The 24,799-nt window shown below is 65.3% G+C and carries 22 protein-coding genes; 16 read left to right on the top strand and 6 right to left on the bottom strand.

Going from position 1 to position 24,799, the window contains the following annotated elements; genetic code table 11:
* Window positions 1-17: 17 nt before the first annotated feature.
* The 11 genes from mraY (at window position 18) to lpxC (ending at window position 13,165) form a co-directional block, all read left to right on the top strand.
* Window positions 18-1,187, top strand: coding sequence for a phospho-N-acetylmuramoyl-pentapeptide-transferase (mraY, locus tag AC1DT6_RS10370; protein WP_035875618.1), 1,170 nt, complete (start codon window positions 18-20; stop codon window positions 1,185-1,187).
* Between the two features lie 48 nt (window positions 1,188-1,235).
* Window positions 1,236-2,762, top strand: coding sequence for a UDP-N-acetylmuramoyl-L-alanine--D-glutamate ligase (gene murD / locus AC1DT6_RS10375; RefSeq protein WP_441625640.1), 1,527 nt, complete (start codon window positions 1,236-1,238; stop codon window positions 2,760-2,762).
* Entirely contained in the window at window positions 2,759-4,000 is a 1,242-nt protein-coding gene (gene ftsW / locus AC1DT6_RS10380; RefSeq protein ID WP_035875613.1) for a putative lipid II flippase FtsW, read from the top strand. The genes murD and ftsW overlap by 4 nt, the downstream gene beginning before the upstream one ends.
* Window positions 3,997-5,067, top strand: a complete 1,071-nt coding sequence (gene murG, locus AC1DT6_RS10385) for an undecaprenyldiphospho-muramoylpentapeptide beta-N-acetylglucosaminyltransferase (RefSeq protein ID WP_035875611.1) — start codon at window positions 3,997-3,999, stop codon at window positions 5,065-5,067. The genes ftsW and murG overlap by 4 nt, the downstream gene beginning before the upstream one ends.
* Before the next feature lie 12 nt (window positions 5,068-5,079).
* Complete coding sequence (murC, locus tag AC1DT6_RS10390; RefSeq protein WP_276291242.1) at window positions 5,080-6,519, top strand: UDP-N-acetylmuramate--L-alanine ligase; 1,440 nt, start codon at window positions 5,080-5,082, stop codon at window positions 6,517-6,519.
* Window positions 6,516-7,499, top strand: coding sequence for a D-alanine--D-alanine ligase (locus AC1DT6_RS10395; protein WP_477114655.1), 984 nt, complete (start codon window positions 6,516-6,518; stop codon window positions 7,497-7,499). Before murC ends, AC1DT6_RS10395 begins: the two co-directional genes overlap by 4 nt.
* 53 nt (window positions 7,500-7,552) lie before the next feature.
* Window positions 7,553-8,455 carry a cell division protein FtsQ/DivIB gene (locus AC1DT6_RS10400; protein ID WP_441625636.1) on the top strand — a complete coding sequence of 301 codons (903 nt, stop codon included), beginning with the start codon at window positions 7,553-7,555 and terminating at the stop codon, window positions 8,453-8,455.
* Complete coding sequence (gene ftsA, locus AC1DT6_RS10405; protein ID WP_035875601.1) at window positions 8,452-9,684, top strand: cell division protein FtsA; 1,233 nt, start codon at window positions 8,452-8,454, stop codon at window positions 9,682-9,684. The genes AC1DT6_RS10400 and ftsA overlap by 4 nt, the downstream gene beginning before the upstream one ends.
* Before the next feature lie 165 nt (window positions 9,685-9,849).
* Complete coding sequence (gene ftsZ, locus AC1DT6_RS10410; protein ID WP_035875600.1) at window positions 9,850-11,049, top strand: cell division protein FtsZ; 1,200 nt, start codon at window positions 9,850-9,852, stop codon at window positions 11,047-11,049.
* Window positions 11,050-11,566: 517 nt separating this feature from the next.
* Window positions 11,567-12,073: a peroxiredoxin gene (locus tag AC1DT6_RS10415; RefSeq protein ID WP_045237181.1), complete on the top strand. Its 507-nt coding sequence runs from the start codon at window positions 11,567-11,569 to the stop codon at window positions 12,071-12,073.
* Between the two features lie 174 nt (window positions 12,074-12,247).
* On the top strand, window positions 12,248-13,165 hold the full coding sequence (gene lpxC / locus AC1DT6_RS10420; RefSeq protein WP_441625631.1) for a UDP-3-O-acyl-N-acetylglucosamine deacetylase: 918 nt from the start codon (window positions 12,248-12,250) through the stop codon (window positions 13,163-13,165).
* A 78-nt stretch (window positions 13,166-13,243) separates the two neighbouring features.
* On the opposite strand, the gene AC1DT6_RS10425 is transcribed toward lpxC, so the two are convergent.
* A complete protein-coding gene (locus AC1DT6_RS10425) occupies window positions 13,244-13,783 on the bottom strand; it encodes a hypothetical protein (RefSeq protein ID WP_035875596.1) in 540 nt (179 codons plus the stop codon).
* Window positions 13,784-13,877: 94 nt separating this feature from the next.
* Here AC1DT6_RS10425 and AC1DT6_RS10430 point away from each other — a divergent pair, with 94 nt between their 5' ends.
* The 5 genes from AC1DT6_RS10430 to AC1DT6_RS10450 all read left to right on the top strand — a co-directional run bounded on the left by AC1DT6_RS10430 (window position 13,878) and on the right by AC1DT6_RS10450 (window position 20,640).
* On the top strand, window positions 13,878-14,813 hold the full coding sequence (locus AC1DT6_RS10430) for a M23 family metallopeptidase (protein ID WP_441625629.1): 936 nt from the start codon (window positions 13,878-13,880) through the stop codon (window positions 14,811-14,813).
* A gap of 237 nt (window positions 14,814-15,050) precedes the next feature.
* Window positions 15,051-17,834, top strand: a complete 2,784-nt coding sequence (gene secA, locus AC1DT6_RS10435; protein WP_477102588.1) for a preprotein translocase subunit SecA — start codon at window positions 15,051-15,053, stop codon at window positions 17,832-17,834.
* Between the two features lie 140 nt (window positions 17,835-17,974).
* Window positions 17,975-19,204: a bifunctional glutamate N-acetyltransferase/amino-acid acetyltransferase ArgJ gene (argJ, locus tag AC1DT6_RS10440; RefSeq protein WP_441625625.1), complete on the top strand. Its 1,230-nt coding sequence runs from the start codon at window positions 17,975-17,977 to the stop codon at window positions 19,202-19,204.
* 96 nt (window positions 19,205-19,300) lie between these two features.
* Window positions 19,301-20,203, top strand: coding sequence for an ATP-binding protein (locus AC1DT6_RS10445; protein WP_045237177.1), 903 nt, complete (start codon window positions 19,301-19,303; stop codon window positions 20,201-20,203).
* Window positions 20,200-20,640, top strand: coding sequence for an NUDIX domain-containing protein (locus AC1DT6_RS10450; RefSeq protein ID WP_441625622.1), 441 nt, complete (start codon window positions 20,200-20,202; stop codon window positions 20,638-20,640). Before AC1DT6_RS10445 ends, AC1DT6_RS10450 begins: the two co-directional genes overlap by 4 nt.
* 30 nt (window positions 20,641-20,670) lie before the next feature.
* On the opposite strand, the gene AC1DT6_RS10455 is transcribed toward AC1DT6_RS10450, so the two are convergent.
* From AC1DT6_RS10455 to AC1DT6_RS10475, 5 genes are all read right to left on the bottom strand, one after another.
* Window positions 20,671-20,856 (bottom strand): DNA gyrase inhibitor YacG, encoded by a 186-nt coding sequence (locus AC1DT6_RS10455; protein ID WP_477114656.1) that lies wholly within the window; start codon window positions 20,854-20,856, stop codon window positions 20,671-20,673.
* Between the two features lie 18 nt (window positions 20,857-20,874).
* Window positions 20,875-21,633 carry a cell division protein ZapD gene (gene zapD, locus AC1DT6_RS10460; RefSeq protein ID WP_035875582.1) on the bottom strand — a complete coding sequence of 253 codons (759 nt, stop codon included), beginning with the start codon at window positions 21,631-21,633 and terminating at the stop codon, window positions 20,875-20,877.
* A 258-nt stretch (window positions 21,634-21,891) separates the two neighbouring features.
* Entirely contained in the window at window positions 21,892-22,503 is a 612-nt protein-coding gene (gene coaE / locus AC1DT6_RS10465) for a dephospho-CoA kinase (RefSeq protein ID WP_441625620.1), read from the bottom strand.
* 65 nt (window positions 22,504-22,568) lie between these two features.
* Complete coding sequence (locus AC1DT6_RS10470) at window positions 22,569-23,486, bottom strand: prepilin peptidase (protein ID WP_441625618.1); 918 nt, start codon at window positions 23,484-23,486, stop codon at window positions 22,569-22,571.
* Between the two features lie 3 nt (window positions 23,487-23,489).
* On the bottom strand, window positions 23,490-24,755 hold the full coding sequence (locus tag AC1DT6_RS10475) for a type II secretion system F family protein (RefSeq protein ID WP_441625616.1): 1,266 nt from the start codon (window positions 24,753-24,755) through the stop codon (window positions 23,490-23,492).
* Window positions 24,756-24,799 lie beyond the last annotated feature (44 nt).

Genomic DNA, 24,799 nt, shown 5'->3' on the forward strand with positions numbered 1-24,799 from the left:
AGGAATACGGAAACACGATGTTATTGGCTCTGGCCCAGTGGCTGCAAAACGACTACAGCTTCCTGCGGGTCTTCAACTACCTGACCTTCCGCGCGGTGATGGCCAACCTCACCGCGCTTTTGATCGGGCTCGGCCTTGGACCCTGGGTGATCCGCAAGCTGACCGAACTCAAGATCGGCCAGGCGGTGCGCACCATCGGCCCGCAGTCGCATCTGGTCAAGGCCGGCACGCCCACCATGGGCGGTGTGCTGGTGCTGGTGTCGATTGCCATCTCCACGTTGCTGTGGTGCGACTGGGGCAATCGTTTCATCTGGGTCGTGATGCTGGTGACCTTCGGCTACGGCGCGATCGGCTGGGTGGACGATTACCGCAAGGTGGTCTATCGCGATCCGCGCGGCATGTCGAGCCGCGAGAAGTTTTTCTGGCAGACCCTGATCGGCCTGGTGGCCGCGGTCTACCTGGCGTTTTCGGTGTCGGAAAGCAGCAATGTGCGGGTGTGGGACCTGTTCCTGGGCTGGGTCGAAGGCGGACTGTCGCTGGACATGCCCTACAAGTCCAACCTGATCGTGCCCTTCTTCAAGGAAGTGAGCTATCCGCTGGGCGTGGCCGGCTTTATCGTGCTGACCTACCTGGTGATCGTGGGTTCGAGCAATGCGGTGAACCTGACCGACGGCCTGGACGGGCTGGTGATCATGCCCGTGGTGCTGGTCGGCAGCGGGCTGGGTGTATTTGCCTACGTGATGGGGAGTTCGGTCTACAGCAAATACTTGCTGTTCCCGCATATCCCGGGGGCTGGCGAGTTGCTGATCTTTTGTTCGGCGATGGCGGGGGCGGGCCTGGCCTTCCTCTGGTTCAACGCCCATCCGGCCCAGGTCTTCATGGGCGACGTCGGCGCGCTGGCGCTGGGCGGCGCGCTGGGCACGGTGGCGGTGATCGTGCGCCAGGAGATCGTGCTGTTCGTGATGGGCGGCATTTTCGTGGTGGAAACCTTGTCGGTGATGCTGCAGGTGACGTGGTTCAAGATCACCAAGCGGCGTTACGGCGAGGGCAGGCGGTTGTTCAAGATGGCGCCGCTGCATCACCACTTTGAATTGTCGGGCTGGAAGGAAACGCAGGTGACGGTGCGCTTCTGGATCATCACCATGTTGCTGGTGCTGATCGGGCTGTCGTCGCTCAAGTTGCGCTGAACCGGCGCATATCTATCAACGCAGAAACGAAAAAAGGCGGGAATCGAAGTGTTTGGCGAGTTGCAAAAACCTCATGTGCTGGTGCTGGGCCTCGGCGAATCGGGCCTGGCGATGGCGCGCTGGTGCGGCCAGTATGGCGCGCCCGTGCGCGTTGCCGACACGCGCGAGGCGCCTGCCAACCTGGTCTTCCTGCAAGCCGAGCTGCCTTCGGCCGAATTTCATGGTGGTTCCTTCACGGACGCGCTGCTGGACGGCATCGCACTGGTGACGATCAGCCCCGGCCTGTCGCCGCTGGAAGGCGCCACTGCCGCGCTGCTGTCCGCGGCGCGCGAGCGCGGGATTCCCGTGTGGGGCGAGATCGAGCTGTTCGCGCGTGCGCTGACGCACCTTCAGGCAGAGTCGGGCTATGCGCCGAAGCTGCTGGCAATCACCGGCACCAATGGCAAGACGACGACCACCGCGCTGACCGGCCGCCTGGTCGAGCGCGCCGGCAAGAGCGTGGCGGTGGCGGGCAACATCAGCCCCTCGGCGCTGGACAAGCTGGCCGCCTGCATTGCCTCGGCCACGCTGCCCGAGGTCTGGGTGCTGGAGCTGTCGAGCTTCCAGCTGGAAACCACGCACACGCTGGCGCCGCACGCGGCCACGGTGCTCAATATCACCCAGGACCATCTTGACTGGCACGGCAGCATGGAAGCCTATGCCGCCGCCAAGGCCCGCATCTTCGGCGCGGCGCCGGCGCCGGGCGAAGCCGGCTGCGTGCAGATCCTGAACCGCAACGACCGCCTGAGCCTGGACATGGCGCGCCCCGGCACGGCGCCGGTGACTTTCGGCACCGACCTGCCCGAGGTACCGGGCAGCTTCGGCGTGCTGCGAGAGGGCGGCATGCCCTGGCTGGTGGTGGCGGAACCCGATAGCGAATCCGACGGCGAGAACAAGCCGCGCCGCCGCAAGGCCGCCGCCGCCGAAGAAGCGGAAGCCGTTCCTGTGCGCCACAAGCGCCTGATGCCGGCGGATGCGCTGCATATCCGCGGCATGCACAACGCCACCAACGCGATGGCCGCGCTAGCGCTGTGCCGTGCCATCGACCTGCCGCTGAATGCCTTGCTGCACGGCCTGCGGGAATACCGCGGCGAGCCGCACCGGGTGGAGTGGGTCGCCACGATCGACGACGTCGAATTCTTCGATGACAGCAAGGGCACCAATGTGGGCGCCACCGTGGCCGCGCTGTCCGGGCTGGCCAAGCGCGTGGTGCTGATTGCCGGCGGCGAAGGCAAGGGGCAGGATTTCTCGCCGCTGGCCGCGCCGGTGGCGCAGTACGCCCGCGCCGTGGTGCTGATCGGCAAGGATGCGGGCGAGCTGCGCCGCGCGCTGCAGGAGACCGGCGTCACGCTGGCCGACGCCGCCACGCTCGAACAGGCTGTCAGCCTGGCCGCCACTGCGGCGCAGGGCGGCGATGCTGTGCTGCTGTCGCCGGCGTGCGCCAGCCTCGACATGTTCCGTAACTATGTGCATCGCGCCGAAGTCTTTCGTGCCGCGGTGGAAGAACTGGCGATGTCCAGGGGGATCGTGCCATGAGCGACGCACCGGTCAAGCGCAGCGGCTTTATCGGAGCCACCATCGGCAACGCCTGGGGCGGATTGCGCGATGCGGTGTCCGGCGTCAAGCCGACGCGCTCGCGCATGATGGAGTACGACCAGCCGCTGCTGTGGGTGGCGATCGTGCTGCTCGCGCTTGGCCTGGTGATGGTCTTCTCGGCCTCGATCGCGCTGCCGGACTCGCCGCGGTACGCCAACTACCGTGAAAGCCATTTTCTCGCACGACATGCGTTCGCGCTGTTCATCGGGCTGTCCATGGGCTTGCTGGCCTTCCAGATTCCGGTCAAGTTCTGGGACAAGTACGCGCCCAAGCTGTTCGTGATCGCGCTGGTGATGCTGATCCTCGTGCTGGTGCCCTTCGTGGGCAAGGGCGTGAATGGCGCGCGGCGCTGGATTCCGCTCGGCATCATGAACTTCCAGCCGTCCGAGTTCATGAAGCTGGCGGTGGTGCTGTACACGGCCAACTACACCGTGCGCAAGCAGGAGTGGATGCAAAACGTGGGCAAGGGTTTCCTGCCGATGGGCGTGGCGGTGGTAGTGGTAGGCATGCTGCTGCTGCTGGAGCCCGACATGGGCGCCTTCCTGGTGGTGGCCACGGTCGCCATGGGCATCTTGTTCCTGGGCGGCATCAACGGCAAGCTGTTCGCCGGTCTGGTCGGCGTGGCGGTGGGTGCCTTTGCGCTGCTGATCACGGCGTCGCCATGGCGGCGCGAGCGGATCTTCGCCTATCTCAACCCGTGGGAAGAGGCCAACGCGCTCGGCAAGGCCTACCAGCTCACCCACTCGCTGATCGCCTTCGGCCGCGGCGAGTGGACCGGGGTGGGGCTGGGCGGCAGTATTGAAAAACTGCACTACCTGCCCGAGGCGCATACCGACTTCATCCTCGCCGTGATTGGCGAGGAATTCGGCTTTGTGGGTGTGCTGGTGGTGATCGTGCTGTTCTACTGGATGGTGCGCCGCGCCTTCGAGATCGGCCGTACCGCCCTGCAGCTCGACCGCACCTTTGCGGGGCTGGTGGCCAAGGGCGTCGGCATCTGGATCGGCTGGCAGACCTTTATCAATATGGGCGTGAACCTGGGCCTGCTGCCCACCAAGGGGCTGACCCTGCCGCTGGTGAGCTACGGCGGCTCGGGCATTTTGATGAACTGCGTGGCGCTGGCGATCCTGCTGCGCATCGACTATGAGAATCGCGTCATGATGCGCGGAGGGAAAGTATGACCGCACCGCGCACCTTGCTCGTGATGGCCGGCGGCACCGGGGGGCATGTCTTCCCCGGGCTGGCGGTCGCTCGCGCATTGCGCGAGCAGGGCTGGCGCGTCGTGTGGCTGGGCAACCGGACGGGCATGGAAGCCACGCTGGTGCCCAAGTACGACATCCCGATGGAGTTCATCCAGTTCGGCGGCTTGCGCGGCAAGGGTCCGCTGACCAAGCTGATGCTGCCGCTGAACCTGTTGCGCGCCTTCTGGCAAAGCGTGCAGGCGTTGCGCCGGGTGCGGCCCAATGTGGTGCTGGGCATGGGCGGCTATATCACCTTCCCGGCCGGCATGATGGCCTCGCTGTTGGGCCGGCCGCTGGTGCTGCATGAGCAGAATTCGATCGCCGGTCTGGCCAACAAGGTGTTGGCGAAGGTCGCGGACCGGGTGCTGTGCGCCTTCCCGAACGCGCTGCCGGACAGCGAGTGGACCGGCAACCCGGTGCGTGACGAGGTCGCGCGGATGCCGGCGCCCGAGCAGCGCTACGACAGCCGCAGCGGCCCGTTGCGGCTGCTGGTGGTGGGCGGCAGCCTGGGCGCGGCGGCGCTCAACGAAGTCGTACCGAAGGCGCTGGCGCTGCTGCCGGAAGGCGAGCGCCCGCTGGTCAGGCACCAGGCCGGCGCCAAGCAGATCGACACGCTGCGCGCCAATTACCAGGCCGCCGGCGTGGCGGCGGAAGCATTGCCCTTTATCGACGACATGGCAGCGGCCTACGCCGAGGCGGATCTGGTGATCTGCCGCGCGGGCGCGATGACCGTGTCGGAGGTGGCGGCGGCAGGCGTGGCGGCACTGTTCGTGCCTTTCCCGCATGCGGTCGATGACCACCAGACCACCAATGCGAAATTCCTGTCGAGCCAGGATGCCGCCTTGCTGGTCCAGCAGAACGAACTGACCGCGAGCGGGCTGGCGCAGACGCTGGCCTCGCTGTCGCGGCCCCGACTCAAAGAGATGGCGCATCAGGCGCGTGGTCTTGCCAAGCCGGAAGCAACCCGGCGCGTGGCGGAGATCTGCAGCCAGATGGCCAGGGATTGATACAACGGATTCATGAAGCACATCGTCAAGAACATCCACTTCGTAGGCATCGGCGGCGCCGGCATGAGCGGCATCGCGGAGGTCCTGCTGAACCAGGGATATAAGGTCTCGGGGTCCGACGTGGGCAGCAATGCCGCCACGCGGCGCCTCGCATCGCTGGGTGCGACCGTGATGCACGGCCACGACGCCGCCAACATCAACGGCGCCAATGCCGTGGTTGTGTCCACCGCCGTCACCAACGACAACCCCGAGGTGCTGGCTGCGCGGGCCAAGCGCATCCCGGTGGTGCCGCGCGCGGTGATGCTGGCCGAGCTGATGCGCCTGAAGCAGGGCGTGGCCATCGCCGGCACCCACGGCAAGACCACCACCACCAGCCTGGTGGCGTCGGTGCTGGCCGAGGGCGGGCTTGACCCCACCTTTGTGATTGGCGGCCGCTTGAATTCGGCGGGCGCCAACGCGCGCCTGGGCACGGGCGACTTCATCGTGGCCGAGGCCGACGAGTCGGATGCCTCGTTCCTGAACCTGTTCCCGGTGATCGAGGTCATTACCAATATCGACGCCGATCACATGGACACCTACGGGCACGACTTCGCTCGTCTCAAGCAGGCGTTCGTGGAATTCACCCAGCGCCTGCCGTTCTACGGCATCGCGGTGCTGTGCGTGGACGATCCCAACGTGCGCGAGATCATGCCGTTCGTCTCCAAGCCGATCGTGCGCTATGGCTTTGCCGAGGACGCGCAGATCCGCGCGGTCAACGCGCGCGCGGTCGACGGCCAGATGCACTTCACCGTGTTGCGCCAGCTCAACAGCCATGCCGAGGCGCCGCTGGATGTGGTGCTGAACCTGCCCGGCATGCACAATATCCAGAACGCGCTGGCGGCCATCGCCATCGCGACCGAACTGGAAGTGCCCGATGCCGCTATCGTCAAGGCGCTGCGCGAGTTCCACGGCGTGGGACGCCGCTTCCAGCGCTATGGCGAAGTTGCTTGCGTCAGCACGGATGCGCAGGGCGAAACCAGGAGCGAAGGCACCTTCACGCTGGTCGACGACTACGGCCACCACCCGGTCGAGATGGCCGCGACGCTGGCGGCGGCGCGGGGTGCGTTCCCCGGACGCAGGCTGGTGCTGGCCTTCCAGCCGCACCGCTTTACCCGCACGCGCGATTGCTTTGAAGATTTCATCAAGGTGCTGGGCACCGTGGATGCGCTGTTGCTGGCCGAGGTCTATGCCGCCGGCGAAGCCCCGATTGTGGCCGCCGACGGCCGCGCGCTGACGCGCGCGCTGCGCGTGGCCGGCAAGGTTGAACCCGTTTTTGTGGAGCAGATCGACGAAATGCCGCAGGCTATCCTGAATGCCGCCCGGCCCGGCGACGTGGTGGTGACAATGGGCGCCGGCACGATCGGCACCGTGCCCGGACAACTGGTTTCGCAACAGGCTGGGGGGCAGGCATGAGTTTCGTCGCCCATCCCAATATCGATCCCAAATCGCTGGGCAAGGTCGGCGTGCTGCTCGGCGGCCGCTCGGCCGAGCGCGAGATTTCACTGCTGTCGGGCAACGGCGTGCTTGCCGCGCTGCGCTCGCGCGGCGTCGATGCCCATGCCTTCGATCCCGGCCTGCAGTCGGTGGCCGAGCTGGCCACGGCCGGTTTCGATCGCGTATTTATCGCCCTGCACGGCCGCTACGGCGAGGATGGCACCATCCAGGGCCTGCTGGAGCAACTGGGCGTGCCCTACACCGGCAGCGGCGTGCTGGCCTCTGCGCTGGCCATGGACAAGCAGGCAACGAAGCGCCTGTGGATGACCCACGGCCTGCCCACGCCGCGCTTTGCCATGCTGCATGCCGATACGGATTTCGACGCCGTTGCCGCCGACCTGGGCCTGCCGCTCATCGTCAAGCCGGCGCGCGAGGGTTCGTCGATCGGCCTGACCAAGGTGACCGAGTCCGGCCAGATGCGTGCCGCCTTCGAGAAAGCCGCGGCGCTGGACAACGACGTCATCGCCGAGACATTTATCGACGGCGCCGAGCTGACCTGTCCGATAGTCGGGGAGGGCGCTAGCGCCGAAGCCCTGCCGGTGATCCGCATCGTCGCGCCCGGCGCGAACTACGACTATCAAAATAAGTACTTTACTGACGATACCCAATATCTGTGCCCGTCGGGCCTGCCGGACGACGTGGAAGCCGAGGTCCGGCGCCTGGCTGTGSAGTCCTTCCGCGTGCTGGGTTGCCGCGGCTGGGCGCGCGCCGATGTGATGCTGAGCGCCGACGGCAAGCCTTTCCTGCTCGAGATGAATACTTCGCCCGGCATGACCGGCCATTCGCTGGTGCCGATGGCGGCGCGCGCGGTGGGCATCAGCTACGAGGATTTCGTCATGCAGGTGACCGCGGCCGCCACGCTGGACCTGCATCCCAGCGAGGCCTGGAAACCCGATTGAGCACTGGACAAACACTGCAACCCGACCGACCGGAACCGGAACAACGCTAAGCCATGTGGCACAACACTCGCCTGCTCAACCTGATCGCTTCCACGCTCTACGCGCTGGTGGCGGTGATGGCGTTCGCGGCCGGCCTGCTGTGGCTGGCGCAGCGGCCGGTATTTGCCATCACGCACGTCGAGCTGGCGCCGATGGAAGGCGGCTCACTGCGGCATGTCAATGCGCCGAGCGTGCGCGCCAACGCGCTGGGCAAGCTGTCGGGCAGCTTCTTCACGCTCGATCTCAACGAGGCGCGGCAGATTTTCGAGTCGGTGCCCTGGGTGCGCCGCGCCAGCGTCCGCCGCGAATGGCCCAACGGGCTGGCGGTCGAGGTCGAGGAGCACGAAGCGCTCGGTACGTGGGGCAATGCAGACAGTAGCCGCCTGATCAACACCTATGGCGAAGTGTTCGTCGCCAACCCGGCGGAAGCCGAGGAAGATGCCCAGTTGCTCGCGCTCGACGGCCCGCCGGACAGCGAGGGCGACGTGGTCGACAAGCTGGAGACCATGCGCGAATGGTTCAAGCCGCTCAAGGTCGAGCCGCTGGCGGTCACGCTGTCGTCTCGCTATGCCTGGCGCACCAAATTGTCCAACGGCATGGTGGTGGAGCTCGGGCGCGAACAGAACGACGAGGAGCGCGACGCCATGGCGCAGCGCGTCAAGCGATTCGTCGTGGCCTGGCCCCAGGTCACCGAGCAGTGGGGCAAGCAGATCGAGTACGCGGACCTGCGCTACCCCAACGGGTTCGCCATCCGCGCGGCCAACGTGCGGTTCCTGACCGATGCCCAGGCAGCCGCGGCCGCCAAGGCGAAACCCGGCGGCGCCGGCACGAATACAAGTACGAGTACAAGTACCAACACCAATCCGAATAACAATCCGACGCGACTCAAGAGCAAGAACGCGGAGAAAAACCGATGAGCAAGGAATACAAGGACCTACTGGTCGGTCTCGATATCGGCACTTCCAAGGTGGCCGCGGTAGTGGCGGAGTTGCGCCCCGACGGCAGCTACGAAGTGATCGGGATGGGCCAGTCAGAGTCCAAGGGTCTGAAGAAAGGGGTCGTGGTCAATATCGAGGCCACCGTGCAGTCCATCCAGCGGGCGCTGGAAGAGGCTGAGCTGATGGCCGACTGCAAGATTTCCGAAGTGTTCACCGGCATTGCCGGCAGCCATATCCGCAGCTTCAATTCCAGCGGCATGGTGGCGATCAAGGACAAGGAAGTCACCCAGACCGATGTGGCCCGGGTGATCGAGACCGCCAAGGCGGTCAATATCCCGACCGACCAGCAGATCCTGCACATTCTCACGCAGGAATTCATCATCGACGGCCAGGAAGACGTGCGCGAGCCCATCGGCATGAGCGGCATCCGGCTGGAGGTGAAGGTGCATATCGTCACCGGCGCGGTCAGCGCGGCGCAGAACATCGTCAAGTGCGTGCGCCGCTGCGGGCTGGAAGTGCACGACCTGATCCTGCAGCCGCTGGCGTCGAGCCTGGCGGTGCTGACCGAGGACGAGAAGGAACTGGGCGTGGTGCTGGTCGATATCGGCGGCGGTACGACCGACATCGCCATCTTCAGCGAAGGCGCGATCCGGCATACGGCCGTGATCCCCATCGCCGGCGACCAGATCACCAACGACATCGCCATGGCGCTGCGTACGCCTACACCCGATGCCGAAGACGTCAAGATCCAGTATGGCATCGCCAAGCAGGCTATCGCCGATCCGGAAGACATGATCGAGGTGCCCGGCGTGGGCGACCGCGGCACGCGCTCGCTGTCGCGCCAGGCGCTGGCGGCGGTGATCGAGCCGCGTATCGAGGAGTTGTACTCGCTGGTGCATCAGGTGGTGCGCGAGTCGGGCTATGAAGAACTGCTGTCGTCGGGCGTCGTGATCACCGGCGGTACCGCGATGATGCCGGGCATGGTGGAACTGGGCGAGGACATCTTCCTCAAGCCGGTTCGGGTCGGCGTGCCGGAATATCGGGGAAATTTGCACGAAGTTGTTAAGAGTCCGCGCTATTCGACCGTAATGGGACTACTGCTCGAAGGCCGCGTGCAACGCATGCGCGGCCGCAAGGTCGCGGTGCAGAGTGGTTCCGTCAAGCAGGTGTGGACCCGCATGAAGGAATGGTTCGTCGGCAATTTCTAAGTTGCCGCCGATTGGATTGCACTTGAATGAATGACGGGATTGTCCACGCTATTGTGGGCAATCCGTTGAACAGGCAGTTTTCTTTTGATGGTTTCTTGTTCAGTAACCAAGGGTTGCGGCGGGGAGGCTGCAGCGTTTGGCGGCTGATACTACTTGGAGGCAGTGATGGACTTTGACATGATCGAAACGGAATTGCAGGACGGCACCATCATCAAGGTGATCGGCGTGGGCGGCGCGGGCGGCAACGCTGTGCAGCACATGATCAGCCGTGGCGTGCAAGGCGTCGAATTTATCTGCATGAACACCGATGCGCAGGCGCTCAAGCGCTCCAGCGCTTCGCGTGTGCTGCAGCTCGGCAACACCGGCCTTGGGGCAGGCGCCAAGCCGGAGGTCGGCCGCAACTGCGCGGATCAGGCGCGCGAGCAGATCGCCGACTCGCTGCGCGGTGCCCATATGGTCTTCATCACTGCCGGCATGGGCGGCGGCACCGGTACCGGCGCTGCACCGGTCGTGGCCCAGGTTGCCAAGGAAATGGGCATCCTGACCGTGGGCGTGGTCAGCAAGCCCTTCGAGTTCGAAGGCGCGCGCCGTGCCAAGGTGGCGGAAGCCGGTTCCGGTGAGCTGGAGTCCTGCGTCGATTCGCTGATCGTTGTGCTTAACGAGAAGCTGTTCGAGGTCATGGGCGACGACGCCGAGATGGACAAGTGCTTCCAGTGCGCCGACGACGTGCTGCATAACGCAGTCGCGGGCATCGCCGAGATCATCAACGTCGATGGCTTGGTGAACGTCGACTTCGAAGACGTGAAGACGGTCATGGGCGAGCAGGGCAAGGCCATGATGGGCACGGCTACCGTGTCGGGCGTGGACCGCGCCCGCCTGGCTGCCGAGCAGGCTGTCGCCAGCCCGCTGCTGGAAGGCGTGGACCTGTCGGGCGCGCGCGGCGTGCTGGTCAACATCACGGCCAGCCGCTCGCTGAAGCTGTCGGAAACCAAGGAAGTCATGAACACCATCCGCAGCTATGCCGCGGAAGATGCCACCGTGATCTTCGGTACGGTGTACGACGATTCCATGGGCGACGCGCTGCGCGTGACGGTGGTGGCGACGGGCCTGGGCCGTTCGGCCAAGAAGCAACAGCCGATGACCCTGCTCAAGACCGGTACCGACAATATGCCGGTGCAGATGATGGGCAATATGACCAGCAGCGTGAACGCCGGCCACAGCAGCGCTCCCGATTACAGCAACCTGGACACGCCGGCGGTATGGCGCAGCTCGCGCGAGTCTGCGTCCGCCCACGTGGCCGCGTTGCAGGAAAAGGGTGTGGATACGTACGACATCCCGGCGTTCCTGCGCAAGCAGGCGGACTGAGTTGGCTCGGCAAGGTGTCGACAAGGCCGGCTGCCAGCCAGGCCCCGCCCCGGATCGGCGAAACACGCTAGCGCTCCCTATCCGCTCGTGTTGCGCCCGGTGGCGGTGGACTGACCAGCAGCCAGCCATGCCGCACCCGCGCTGACGCCCTCAGGCCGCATCCCGTCGCCGGGACAGGCGTGCCTCCGGCCGCCTCCCCGGACTGGTCTCCCGCCATCCCGGCCGGGATGTGCCGTCGTCCGCGCGTCGATCGCAAGATCGGCACGCGGACCCATTTGAAAAGCAGTGCGGCTCGAAGCCCTCCGGGCCTTGAGCCTGGCGCCATCAATGCCGCCCAGGAAACGAGTCTGGCGTGCCGCGCAGATCTGCGCGCGGCGCCATAGGCTCCCTCCGCCAGCCAAAGTCTCGCCTATGTCGGACAATTCCTACGGCATACCCGGCAGTGTCAGACTTGGGCGCCTGCGGCTGGCGCACTATGATGCTAAACAGGGTTTTTACCGAGACAGGAAGACACAGCATGATCGAAATTGGAGCGCGTGTGCCCGACGCCACGCTGAACGAGTTCTTTGAGGTCGAGACCGGCGGCTGCGCTCTCGGGCCCAATTCCTTCTCGGCCGCCGAACTCGCCCGTGGCCGCAAGATCGTGGTGTTCGGCCTGCCCGGCGCCTTTACCCCCACCTGCTCCGCCAAGCATGTGCCGGGCTACTTGGCGCAGGCCGAAGCGCTGCGCGCGGCCGGCGTGGACGAAGTCTGGTGCGTCTCGGTCAACGATGCCTTTGTCATGGGCGCCTGGGGCCGCGAGCAGAACACCGAAGGCAAGGTGCGCATGATGGCCGATGGCAGCGCCGAGTGGACGCGCCGCCTGGGCCTGGACCAGGACCTTACCGCACGCGGCATGGGTGTACGCTCCAAGCGTTACGCCATGGTCATCGACGATGGCGTGGTGACCCACCTGTGGCTTGAAGCGCCTGGCGAATTCAAGGTCAGCAGCGCTGAAGCGGTGCTTGCGGCGTTGCGCGCGTAATACGTGAATGTGTCATTGAGTAACTAACAAGTTACTTAAAGTGCACTTGTGGCGGCTTATTTCTTCGGTACTAACAGACCGAAACAAAGTGGCGCAGCGCAGCAAACGAAGCAATGGTAAAATCGCTATATTAGAAAGTGTACTTGATAGATTTTAATAATAGCTGAGAACGTCATGCTCAAACAGCGCACCATCAAATCCCTGGTCAAGACCGTTGGCATAGGCTTGCACTCGGGCCGTAAAGTGACGCTGACGCTGCGCCCGGCTCCGGTGGATGCCGGTATCGTATTCACCCGCGTCGACCTGCCCGAAGCCGTCGAGATCCCCGCGAGCGCGTCAGCCATTGGCGATACGCGTCTTGCATCGGTCCTGCAGAAGGATGGCGCGCGCGTGTCGACCGTGGAACATTTGATGTCCGCCTGCGCGGGCCTTGGCATCGACAATCTGTACGTGGATGTCGATGCCGAGGAAATCCCGATCATGGACGGCAGCGCTGCATCCTTCGTCTTCCTGTTGCAGTCGGCCGAAATCGAGCAGCAGTCCGCGCCCAAGCGTTTTATCCGCGTGAAGAAGGCCGTGGAAGTCCGCGAGGGCGACAAGCTGGCGCGCCTGGAGCCTTACTTCGGCTTCAAGCTGGCTTTCACCATCGACTTCCGTCACCCCGCGGTGGACAAGACCGGCCAGACCTTCTCCATCGATTTCGCCGATACAAGTTACGTGCGCGAGATTGCCCGCGCCCGCACTTTTGGCTTCGCCCACGAAGTCGAGGCGTTGCGGGAGATGGGGCTGGCSCGTGGCGGCAGYCTGGAYAACGCCATCGTGCTSGAYGAGCAYCGSATGCTGAACAAYGAGGARCTGCGCTACGGCGACGAGTTCGTGCGCCACAAGATCCTYGATGCGATYGGCGAYCTSTAYGTGGTCGGCCATCCCTTGATTGGTGCCTATGTCGCCAACAAATCCGGCCACGGGCTGAACAACCAGCTGTTGCGGGCATTGCTGGCGGATCAGGAAGCGTATGAGATGGTGACGTTCGAGCGGGCCGAGGAAGCGCCGCCGGCGTTTTTGCCGCAGTTGCAGCCGGTGTTTGCATAACGCCTGCCGGGGGGGCAGGGTTCTGGTATCACCGGAAGGCCGGCGCAAGCCGGCTTTTTTACGTCCAGGGCACGGGCTTCAGGAACCAGCGCCGGTCGTCGTCTTTTGCCGATGATGCGACAACAGGGTATTCAGGGCATCCCGCAACGGCGACTCGGGCAACTCCTGCGCCAGTTGCGTCAGGCTGGACAAGCCGGTCGCCGACATCCGGGCCACCTTGGGCCGCACTACCGGCCCGGTGTCCCAGTCACTCTGCCGGCCCACCTCGGGTTGTACCCTCACCCGGATTGCGGTAATCTGCGATCCCCGCTGTTGCAACCTGGAAAGTAGTGTAGGAACCACTTGCCGGACACGTGCAGCGGCTGCCCCATGGGCGGCCAGCAACAGCAAAGTTCGCTCCGACTGGCCTTGGCCGACACCGCGGGCGTCCTGCTTGACGCCCGCGACAGCGATGCCGTCCTGCAGGCCGCGTGGCAGGAGCGACAGCACCTCAGCTTCCAGTACCGCCAGTTCCCGCGCCGTCTGCATCAGGGCCGAGACCGGGCCGGCTTTGTCCAGCCAGTCGTTAAGCGGCTTGGCGGCGGGCGTCTGGAGGGCGTGATGGGTAAACATGCGCATGCGCGCATTCTAGCGTGCCGTTCGCGCCAGCGCGGCGGCTTATGCGCCGCAGCCACGAAGCCGGCGCCAGGCCTTGCATGGGAAGGATTGCATCATGCAGATCATCGTGCTTCATCCGCGCCTGCCGCGCGTGCGTCATTTCACCTTGTCACGGGGGAAGATTTTCGCCGGCATCGTGCTGCTGTGCCTGGTTGTCGCGCTGGTCTCGTCGGCGCTGACCTGGATCGTGGCGCGGGCGGGCATTAGCGCGCCAGTCCGTGCACCGGGCGACGATGCCTACCTGCGCGCCAATCTCAATGTGCTGGCCGCCCGCGTGGGCGAGATCCAGGCCCGTATGGTGAGGCTGGATGCGCTTGGCGAGCGGGTTTCCGGGCTTGCCGGCATCGCACCCAAGGAATTCGACTTCAAGCAGCCGCCTGGCCGTGGTGGCCTCGCGCCCTCGGCGCAGTCGCGCACCTCGAGTCTGCCTGAGCTGCAACTCGCGCTGGCGAGTCTGTCCGAGCAGGCTGACAGGCATGCGGACTATTTCGATGTGGTGGCCAGCACCTTGCTGGATCGCCGGATCGAGGATCGCCGGGTTCCACGCGTGCTGCCGGTAGCGACCGGCTACGATGCATCCGGCTTCGGCTGGCGCTTCGACCCATTTACCGGGCGCCGCTCCCCGCATGACGGCGTCGATTTTTCCGCGCCCGCGGGCACGCCGATCGTCGCGGCCGCCGGGGGCGTGGTGGCGGCGGCGGAGTGGCACGCCGAATACGGCAACCTGATCGATCTCGATCACGGCAATGGCCTCAAGACCCGTTATGCGCATGCTTCCAGGCTGCTGGTGAAGCCCGGCGACCTCGTCAAGCCGGGCCAGCAGATCGCGCTGGTGGGCTCCACCGGGCGCTCCACAGGCGCCCACCTGCATTTCGAGGTGCATGTGGACGGTGTGCCGCAGAATCCGAATCGCTTCCTCGCCGTGGCGAAATCATCACCTGCGCAGGTTGCCCAGGCAATAATTCCAACCGATCGTACGGCAATCCGTTGAAGAATCCGCGACCCGCCCCGATGTCGGGGGGATTGGATGCGCGGGCCCCATCCGGACAGGTAGCGTTTCGCCCGCCGCTTGGTTCCGGTCGTGACCCGCGCGCGTGATAAACTCGGCGTTTTGCGCCAATCTTCCTATTTCCTCGCGCGGTCCGCCCTGGGCAGCCGGCCAAGCCGGCGGCCAGGCCGCCTAGTGCGTACCACGGCGGCGTACCACTCGCGTAGGTGAAAGCAATCGATGATCACGGGCCTTCTCAAGAAAGTCTTCGGCAGCCGTAATGAACGGCTGATCAAACAATATGGCAGGACCGTCGCGCAGATCAATGCGCTGGAGCCGAAGTTCGAGGCACTTTCGGATGACGACCTGCGTGGCATGACCGAGGTCTTCCGGCAGCGCCATGCCGCCGGGGAGTCGCTCGAGGCCTTGCTGCCCGAGGCCTTCGCGGTGTGCCGCGAGGCCAGCAAGCGGATCATGAAGATGCGCCACTTCGACGTCCAGATGATCGGCGGCATGGTGCTGAACGATAACAAGATCGCCGAAATGCGCACCGGCGAGGGCAAGACCCTCACCGCGACGCTGGCGGTGTACCTCAACGCCATCACCGGCAAGGGCGTGCACGTTGTCACGGTCAACGACTACCTGGCCCAGCGCGACGCCGAATGGATGGGGCGCCTGTACAACTTCCTCGGCCTGTCGGTCGGCGTGAACCTGTCGCAGATGCCGCATGACCAGAAGGCGGCGGCCTATGCGGCCGACATCACCTACGGCACCAACAACGAGTTCGGCTTCGATTACCTGCGCGACAACATGGTCTACGACCCTGGCCAGCGCGTGCAACGGCCGCTGAACTACGCCATCGTCGACGAGGTGGACTCGATCCTGATCGACGAGGCGCGCACGCCGCTGATCATCTCGGGCCAGGCGGAGAACCATACCGACCTGTACCAGCGCATGAACGGCGTTCCCAAGCTGCTCGAGCGCCAGATTGGCGAGGAAAAGGCCGATGGCACCGGCGTCGAGAAGCCGGGCGACTACTTCGTCGACGAGAAGGGCCACCAGGTCTACCTGACCGAGGCCGGCCATGAGAAGGCGGAGGTGATCCTGGCGCAGCAGGGCCTGATCGGCGAGGGCGAATCGCTCTACGCGCCGCAGAACATCACGCTGATGCATCACCTGTACGCGGCCCTGCGCGCGCACAGCCTGTTCCATCGCGACCAGCATTATGTGGTGCAGAACGACGAAGTCGTGATCGTCGACGAGTTCACCGGCCGCCTGATGACGGGACGGCGCTGGTCCGACGGCCTGCACCAGGCGGTGGAAGCCAAGGAAGGCGTGACCATCCAGCAGGAAAACCAGACGCTGGCCACGATCACCTTCCAGAACTACTTCCGCATGTACGAGAAGCTGTCCGGCATGACCGGCACGGCCGATACGGAAGCCTACGAATTCCAGGAAATCTATGGCCTGGAAGTGGTGGTGATCCCCACCAACCGCACGGCCCAGCGCAAGGACTTCCAGGACCAGATCTACAAGACCTCGACCGAGCGCTACGATGCCGTGGTGCGCGATATCCGCGATTGCTACGACCGCGGCCAGCCCGTGCTGGTGGGCACCACCTCGATCGAGACTTCGGAATACCTCTCGGACCTGCTGAACAAGGCAAAACTGCCGCACCAGGTGCTCAACGCCAAGCAGCACGCGCGTGAAGCCGAGATCGTGGCGCAGGCGGGCCGGCCCAAGATGGTCACCATCGCCACCAATATGGCGGGCCGTGGTACCGACATCGTGCTGGGCGGCAATGTGGAGAAGCAGGCCGGCTTTATCGAGGCCGACGAAAGCCTATCCGACGCCGACAAGGCCGCGCGCATCGCCCAGCTGAAGGGCGAATGGCAGTCGCTGCACGAGCAGGTCAAGGCCGCCGGCGGCCTGCATATCGTGGGCACCGAGCGCCACGAGTCGCGCCGTATCGACAACCAGCTGCGTGGCCGTGCCGGCCGCCAGGGTGACCCGGGCTCGTCCCGCTTCTACCTGTCGCTGGACGACCAGCTGCTGCGCATCTTCGCCGGCGACCGCGTGCGCGCCATCATGGAACGCCTGAAGATGCCGGAAGGAGAGCCGATCGAGGCGGGCATCGTCACGCGCTCGATCGAGTCCGCCCAGCGCAAGGTCGAAGGCCGCAACTTCGATATCCGCAAGCAATTGCTGCAGTACGACGACGTTGCCAACGACCAGCGCAAGGAAATCTACAAGCTGCGCAATGAAGTGCTCGAGTCGCAAGATGTCGGCGAGATGGTGAAGAACCTGCGCGAGAGCGTGCTGGTCGAGATGTTCCGCGACCACGTGCCGGCCGACACCATGGAAGAGCAGTGGGACATCGCCGGCCTGGAAGCCAAGCTGCGCGACGAATGGTCGCTGGAAGTGCCGCTGGCCAAGACCATCGAGGCCGCGCAGAGCATCGAGGACGAAGAACTGCTGAACCTGATCATGCGTGCCGCCGACGAGCGTTACGAAGCCAAGGTCAGCCAGGTCGGCCGCGAATCCTTTGCCGGGTTCGAGCGCTCGGTGATGCTGCAAAGCATCGACACCCACTGGCGCGAACACCTGGCGGCGCTGGACCACCTGCGCCAGGGCATCCACCTGCGCGGCTATGCGCAGAAGGATCCCAAGCAGGAATACAAGCGCGAATCGTTCGAACTGTTCGCCCGCCTGCTCGACGTGATCAAGGTCGAAGTCACGCGCGTGATCTTCAACGTGCAGATCCAGTCTCCGGAAGAGCTCGAGCAGGCCTCGGAGCAGATCGAGGAAGGCCTGTCGCATCTCGCCAACGTGCAGTACAAGCATGACGAGTTCGACGAGGCTACCCAGGTGGCCGAGGGCGCCGGCAGCAGCGCGCCCGAGCGTGCCGGCATCGCCTACGCCGCCGCGGCTGAGGCTGCCGGCATGGCCAAGGTGGGGCGCAACGATCCCTGCCCGTGCGGCTCCGGCAAGAAGTTCAAGCTGTGCCACGGCAAGCTCAGCTAAGCCGCGCACAGTGAAGTCAGCAAACATGCCCGCGCAAGCGGGCATGTTCGTCAGGGGAGGCGCACCATGTACTGTCCGCCGCCGCCTGGCAGCAGCAGAAACTGCATAACCAGCAACGTCGAACGCATAGAGGAACGCACATGGCCGTCAACCTGCCCCTGCCGCTGGCAGAGAACCTGAAACCTGTCGCCGGCGTCGAGCTCGGCTGGGCTGAAGCGGGTGTCCGCAAGGCCAACCGCAAGGACGTGCTGGTGGTGCGCGTTGCCGAAGGCAGCACCGTGGCCGGCGTGTTCACCCGCAACCGCTTCTGCGCCGCGCCGGTGCAGGTCTGCCGCGAGCACCTGGCCGCGGCCAAGGGCATCCGTGCGATCGTGGTCAACACCGGTAACGCCAACGCAGGCACCGGCGAACCGGGCCTGGCCAACGCCCGCGCCACGTGCGACGCGCTGGCCGCGCAACTCGGCATTGCTGCCGAGCAGGTGCTGCCGTTCTCGACCGGCGTGATCCTCGAGCCGCTGCCGGTGGACCGCATCGTCGCCGCGCTGCCTGCCGCGATTGCCAACGCCAAGGCCGACAACTGGCTGGCCGCGGCGGAATCGATCATGACCACCGACACGCAGCCCAAGGCCGCCTCGCGCACCGTGCAGATCGGCGGCAAGACCGTGACGCTGTCCGGCATCAGCAAGGGCGCGGGCATGATCCGTCCCAATATGGCGACCATGCTGGGCTTTATCGCTACCGACGCTACGGTGTCGCAGGACGTCGTACAGGCACTGGTGTCGTACGCGGCGGACCGCTCCTTCAACAGCATCACCATCGACGGCGACACCTCGACCAATGACTCCTTCGTGCTGATCGCCAGCGGCAAGGCAGGCGCGCCGGCCATCGAGCGTGCCGAAGGGGCGGATTTCGAGGCGCTGCGCGCCGCGCTGACCGACCTGTCGCAGGAACTGGCGCAGATGATCGTGCGCGATGGCGAAGGCGCCACCAAGCTGATGACCATCCAGGTCGAGGGCGGCAAGGACGTGGCCGAATGCCGCCTGATCGCCTACGCGGTGGCGCATTCGCCGCTGGTCAAGACCGCCTTCTACGCCTCGGACCCCAACCTGGGCCGCATCCTGGCGGCCGTGGGCTACGCCGGCGTCGACGATCTCGAGGTCGAGCATGTCAATTTGTGGCTGGACGATGTCCTGGTCGCGCGCGACGGCGGCCGTAATCCCGATTATCGCGAGGAAGACGGCCAGCGCGTGATGAAGCAGGCCGAGATCACCGTGCGCATCGCGCTCGGGCGCGGCGATGCCACCGCCACGGTCTGGACCTGCGACCTGTCGCACGATTACGTTTCGATCAACGCGGACTACCGTTCGTAAGCACCATCGCGTGCGTGCCGCTCCCGCCAGCGCGGGGCGGCGCGCTAGCCGCCAGCACTCCCGCCAACGATCCGCCAGCCTTTCCTTCAAGCCGCCATGTCCGACCTTGCCGCCCGCCTCGACAGTTTCCTCGCCCGCCTTGAACAATGGCTGCCGCCCCAGCTGACCGAGTCTGACTGGAAGGAAGCGGTCGCCTTCCGCTGGCGCAAGCGGCAGAGCCTGTTCGGCAACATCGGCTACCTGCAGGCGATCCGCCAGCTGCCGCCGATCCATCTCGACGACCTGAAGAACATCGAGCGCCAGAAAGACGCCATCGTCGCCAACACGCGTCAGTTCGTGCAGCGCCTGCCGGCCAACAATGTGCTGCTGACGGGCGCGCGCGGCACGGGCAAGTCCTCGCTGATCAAGGCCTGCCTCAATGCCTTCGTCAAGGATGGCCTGCGGCTGGTGGAAGTCGACAAGGACGACCTGGGCGACCTGGGCGACATCGTCGAGCAACTGTCGGGGCGTCCGGAGCGCTTCGCCATCTTCTGCGACGACCTGTCCTTCGAGGAAGGCGAGTCGGGCTACAAGTCGCTGAAATCGGCGCTGGATGGCTCGGTGGCGGCGCAGTCGGACAATGTGCTGATCTACGCCACTTCCAATCGCCGCCACCTGCTGCCCGAATACATGAAGGACAACGAAACCTACCGGCACACCGACGATGGCGAGATCCATCCCGGCGAGGTGGTGGAGGAAAAGATCTCGCTGTCCGAGCGCTTCGGGCTGTGGCTGTCGTTCTATCCGCCCAAGCAGGACGAGTACCTGGCCATCGTTGGCCACTGGCTCGGGCATTTCGGCTGCAGCGCCGAAGACGTCGCCGCGGCGCGCGGCGACGCGCTGGTGTGGGCCCTGGAGCGCGGCTCGCGCTCGGGCCGGGTGGCCTGGCAGTTCGCCCGCGACTGGGGCGGCAAGCATGGCAAGCCCTTCATCGCTTCCGCGCAGGACGGCCAGGCATGAGCGAGGCAGCGCGAGCAGCCGGCGAAGCCACGCCGGCGCGCAAGGTGACCGAGGTTGCCGTGGGCGTGATGGTGCAGGCCGACGGCCGTTTCCTGCTGGCCCAGCGGCCGGCTGGCAAGCCCTACGAAGGCTACTGGGAGTTTCCCGGCGGCAAGCTGGAGCAGGGTGAATCGGTGGAAGATGCGCTGGCGCGCGAACTGCACGAGGAACTCGGCATCGAGGTGGGCGCGTGCGTGCGCTGGCACGTGCTGGAGCATGACTACCCGCATGCCTATGTGCGCCTGCACTTCTGCAAGGTCACGGCGTGGACGGGCGAACTGGTCGGCCGCGAGGGCCAGGCCTTCTCATGGCAATCGGCGCCGGTGGACGTGGGGCCCTTGCTGCCCGCCACCATCCCCGTGGTGGACTGGCTGGCTGCCGAGGGCGGCGGCGCCTGAACTGGCGGGGCCGCAACGGCCCTGCGGAGCTTACTCCTCGTCTTCCTGGTYCTGCGAGGGGTTCTCGCCGGGTTTGCCGCCGATCACGTACTTCTCGGAAGCCCAGGCGCCCAGGTCGATCTGTTTGCAGCGGTTGGAGCAGAAGGGACGGAATTTATTCTCCGGCACCCAGGCCACGTCCGTACCGCAGGTGGGGCATTTGACTACGGTTGTCATTGCTTCAGAAATCAAAAATCAGAAATTGCAGAGCTTGAGCAGGAAAGGGATGTCGGCGTCGACCGAGCGCGGACGAAGGTCGCCATCCTGCTGCGTGAAACGAACCCACAGCATGTACTTGTTGGCGCTCATCTCTGGGATGAAAGCCAGCAGGGAATCATCCAGCAGCACCTGCATCAACTGGTAGCTGCGCCCGGACAGCATCTGCTGGTAGCTGCCGCCGGTGGCGATGACCTTGCCGCTCTGGCCGGACTCGCGCAACAGGCGCAACACGGTGTCGGTGCCAATGCGAAGCGGCACCAGCGGGCGTGCCCACTTGAGGATGTCCGAGCGGCGGTCTTCGGCGGGGCGATGCTGCCAGGCGTAGTAGGCCGGCAGGTCGAACTCGCAGGTGCCGCCCGGGATGATGGCGCGGCTGCGGATACTGGTCAGCCACTCGTTGTCGGTGAGCAACTGGCCGGCCTTGCCGACGGTCTGGTTGAGCTGGGCCATGGCCTGCTCGATCTCACCGATTACGCCATCCAGCGCGCCCTGGTCGATCTGCGGATTGGCGCGCAGCGCGGCCAGCGCCTGGCGCTGGCGCTCCAGTTCCTTGAGCAGGTCGGTCTTCAGGTCCGCGCGGCCGGCGACGTCAATGATCTCGAACAGAGTCGTCAACGCCACATGATGCTGCAGGGCGTGATCCTGGGCGAGGAAATAATCCAGCCGATCGAACAGGTCTTCCAGGCGCAGGAGAGTCCTGATGCGTTCGTTAAAAGGATATTCGTACAGAATCAATGGGTATGTCCGTGCAACAGGGCGGGTTGGCGGGTGGGCAGTCTGACCCTGGGCGGCGTATCGGAGCCGAGATTGCATCCGGTGCGCCTGGGTCCGCTCGATGTGACTCGGCGTGGGCCCGCGATATCGGCAGTATGCGGCCATTTCCCGCGTGGTTCCAGCGCATTCTATGCGAGTCCGCAAATCAGAACAAATGAAACAGCCGACTTAGGGTGCAGCATTCAGGGTGCGGCATTCGTCGCCGCACAAACATGGTGCCTAGCCAGCGGCCAGGCCGCGGTAAAGCTGGTCGAGACGGTCCACCTGCGCTGGCAGCGCCTCCGGCGGCCCATCGTTGTCGATCACATCGTCGGCAGCGGCCAGGCGGTCGCCGCGCCGCGCCTGCCTGGCCATGATGGCCTGGACCTGGCCCTGGCTGAAGCCGTTGCGCGCCATGACGCGGGCGACCTGGGTGGTCTCGCTGCAATCAACCACCAGCACCCGGTCCACCCGCGCGCGCCATGAGCCTGATTCGACCAGTAGCGGCACCACGTAGATCAGGTAGGGGTGAAGCCCGGAGGCGCGGATCGCGGCGGCGCGCGCTTCGGTCAGTTGGCGGATCAGGGGATGGGTAATGCCTTCGAGCCGGGCCTTGGCCGCCGGGTCGGAGAACACCAGCTCGCGCATGGCGTTGCGGTCCATGGCGCCGTCGTCGCGCAGGCACGTGGGGCCAAACGCTTCGAGCAGGGCCGGGATGGCCAGGCCGCCCGGCGCGGTGATCTCGTGCGCGAGCAGGTCGGTGTCGATCAGGGCGGCGCCGCGCGCGGCGAACAGGTCCGCCACGCGAGTCTTGCCGGAGCCGATGCCTCCGGTCAGTCCGATTTGCAGCATATCGATCTCAAAGCTTGCGGTGGTGCTTGTCGTGGTTCCATGGGCCGGCATGCGGCCGGCGTCATTCAGCCCGCGATGCCCAGCGGCAGCACATTGCTGCCGAAGAACAGCACGAGCAGGCCGGCGCCGGCGATATAGGGGCCGAAGGCGAAGTGCGTATCGCGATCCTGACGGCGCAGCGCGATATTGGCAAGCGCGAATACCAGGGCCACCACCGACGACAGCAGCACCAGCGCCGGCAGCGCCTGCCAGCCGAACCAGGCTCCCATCGCGCCCATCAGCTTGAAGTCGCCGTAGCCCATGCCCTCCTTGCCGCGCACCAGCTTGAACACCCAGTACACCGTCCATAGCAGCAGATAGCCTGCGGCGGCGCCGGTCACCGCGTCGGCCAGCGGGGCGAAGAGTCCGCCGAGATTGAGCAGCAGGCCCAGCCACAGCAGCGGCAGGGTGATCTGGTCGGGCAGCAGTTGCGTGTCGGCGTCGATCAGGGTGAGGGCGATCAGGGCCCAGATCATGGCGATGGCCGCCAGCGCCTGCCAGGTCGGCCCGAAGTGGGCGGCGGCCAGCGCGGTCAGCAGCGCGGTGGCTGCCTCTACCAGGGGATAGCGTGCGCCGATGGGTGCGCGGCAGGCCGAACAGCGTCCGCGCAGCACCAGATAGCTCAGCACCGGGATGTTCTCCAGCACGCCGATGGCATGTCCGCAGTGCGGACATGCCGAGCGCGGCACCATCAGGTTGTAGGCCTCGGGATGGGGAAGCGGGTCATCGCGTAGCTCGGCGATGTAGTTGGCTTCCTCGCGGTCGATCATGCGCGGCAGGCGGTGCACCACCACATTCAGGAAGCTGCCGACCAGCAAGCCAACCAGCGCGGCGGCGGCCACCAGGAACCAGGGCGGCAGCGCCGCAAGCCCGGCGATGGTCTGCGCGGGGGCAGCCAGTGAGGAAATCGCGCCGCTGGCGCCGTCCGCGGAAAACAGCCACATGCCTTACACCACCTGTCCCAGTTTGAAGATCGGAAGATACATTGCCACCACCATGCCGCCAATCAGCACGCCCAGCACCACGATGATCAGCGGCTCGATCAGGCTGGAGATGGCGGCCACGGCGTCGTCGACCTCGCGCTCGTAGAACTCGGCCACCTTCAGCAGCATATTGTCCAGCGCGCCCGACTCCTCGCCGATCTGCGTCATCTGCAGCACCATATTGTCGAACACATGGGTGGCCTGCATGGCGTTGGTCAGGCTGGTACCGATGCGCACCGATTGTTCGATCTCCTTGGTGGCGTCGTAGTAGACCCAGTTGCCGGCGGCGCCGGCCACGGATTCCATCGACTCCACCAGCGGCGTGCCGGCGGCGAACATGGTCGCCAGCGTCCGCGTCCAGCGGGCGATTACCGCCTTGCGGAACAGCGAGCCGAAGATCGGCAGCTTGAGCAGCATGCGGTCGCTGGCGCGCTGGACTTTTTCCGATCGTTTCAGGCTCCGTATATACAGTGTGATGGACAGTATTGGCGCGCCGATGACCAGGTACCAGTTGTCGACGAAGAAATCCGACATCGCGATCACGGCGAGCGTGGGCGCCGGCAGGTTGGCGCCAAAGCTGGAGAACACGCCCTTGAAGGCCGGGATCACGAAAATCATCAGGATCACCGTCACGGCAAAGGCCACCGACAGCACGGCGATCGGGTAGATCATGGCCGACTTGATCTGGCTTTTCAGCGCGATGGTCTTTTCCATGTAGAGCGACAAGCGCTCCAGCAGGGCATCCAGGATACCGCCTTGCTCGCCGGCATCGATCAGGTTGCAGTAGAGCGTGTCGAAGTAACGCGGATGGCGGCGGAAGGCTTGCGCCATGCTGCTGCCCGATTCGATATCGAAGCGGATCTCGGCCAGCAGTTGCGTGAAGTTGGGGTTGGAGTGCCCGCGCGCGATGATGTCGATCGACTGCAGCAGCGGGATGCCGGCCTTGAGCATGGTGGAGAGTTGGCGCGTGAAATACGCGATGTCCTTCTCTGTGATCCTGCGCCCGCGCGCCGCCCGGCGCTTCTTCAGCTTGACGACGGTCAGCCCCTGCTTGCGCAGGGTGGCATTGACCTCGGCCTGGCTTTCGGCGCGCAGTTCGCCCGAAAAGGTCTTGCCTTTGCGGTCCTTGCCCTCCCACTCGAAGATGTACTGCGTGGGCGCCTTACGCCCGGATTTCCCCTTGGGCGCAGCCGCCTTGCGCGCGGCGGCGGCTGGTGCGCGTGTAGCCATGATTGACCCCCAATGACATCTTGTTGTTTTGCGTTTCTTACGCT

Source organism: Cupriavidus sp. 01L45 (genome assembly GCF_056399885.1).

Excerpts from the sequence above, each read along its gene's own strand:
- coaE (WP_441625620.1), bottom strand. The coding sequence starts at position 22,503 with ATGCTGCAAATCGGACTGACCGGAGGCATCGGCTCCGGCAAGACTCGC.
- ftsA (WP_035875601.1), top strand. The coding sequence starts at position 8,452 with ATGAGCAAGGAATACAAGGACCTACTGGTCGGTCTCGATATCGGCACT.
- argJ (WP_441625625.1), top strand. The coding sequence starts at position 17,975 with ATGGCCGTCAACCTGCCCCTGCCGCTGGCAGAGAACCTGAAACCTGTC.
- murC (WP_276291242.1), top strand. The coding sequence starts at position 5,080 with ATGAAGCACATCGTCAAGAACATCCACTTCGTAGGCATCGGCGGCGCC.
- secA (WP_477102588.1), top strand. The coding sequence starts at position 15,051 with ATGATCACGGGCCTTCTCAAGAAAGTCTTCGGCAGCCGTAATGAACGG.
- AC1DT6_RS10470 (WP_441625618.1), bottom strand. The coding sequence starts at position 23,486 with ATGTGGCTGTTTTCCGCGGACGGCGCCAGCGGCGCGATTTCCTCACTG.
- murG (WP_035875611.1), top strand. The coding sequence starts at position 3,997 with ATGACCGCACCGCGCACCTTGCTCGTGATGGCCGGCGGCACCGGGGGG.
- AC1DT6_RS10445 (WP_045237177.1), top strand. The coding sequence starts at position 19,301 with ATGTCCGACCTTGCCGCCCGCCTCGACAGTTTCCTCGCCCGCCTTGAA.
- AC1DT6_RS10430 (WP_441625629.1), top strand. The coding sequence starts at position 13,878 with ATGCAGATCATCGTGCTTCATCCGCGCCTGCCGCGCGTGCGTCATTTC.
- AC1DT6_RS10475 (WP_441625616.1), bottom strand. The coding sequence starts at position 24,755 with ATGGCTACACGCGCACCAGCCGCCGCCGCGCGCAAGGCGGCTGCGCCC.
- AC1DT6_RS10450 (WP_441625622.1), top strand. The coding sequence starts at position 20,200 with ATGAGCGAGGCAGCGCGAGCAGCCGGCGAAGCCACGCCGGCGCGCAAG.
- AC1DT6_RS10415 (WP_045237181.1), top strand. The coding sequence starts at position 11,567 with ATGATCGAAATTGGAGCGCGTGTGCCCGACGCCACGCTGAACGAGTTC.
- AC1DT6_RS10400 (WP_441625636.1), top strand. The coding sequence starts at position 7,553 with ATGTGGCACAACACTCGCCTGCTCAACCTGATCGCTTCCACGCTCTAC.
- AC1DT6_RS10425 (WP_035875596.1), bottom strand. The coding sequence starts at position 13,783 with ATGCGCATGTTTACCCATCACGCCCTCCAGACGCCCGCCGCCAAGCCG.
- ftsZ (WP_035875600.1), top strand. The coding sequence starts at position 9,850 with ATGGACTTTGACATGATCGAAACGGAATTGCAGGACGGCACCATCATC.
- ftsW (WP_035875613.1), top strand. The coding sequence starts at position 2,759 with ATGAGCGACGCACCGGTCAAGCGCAGCGGCTTTATCGGAGCCACCATC.
- mraY (WP_035875618.1), top strand. The coding sequence starts at position 18 with ATGTTATTGGCTCTGGCCCAGTGGCTGCAAAACGACTACAGCTTCCTG.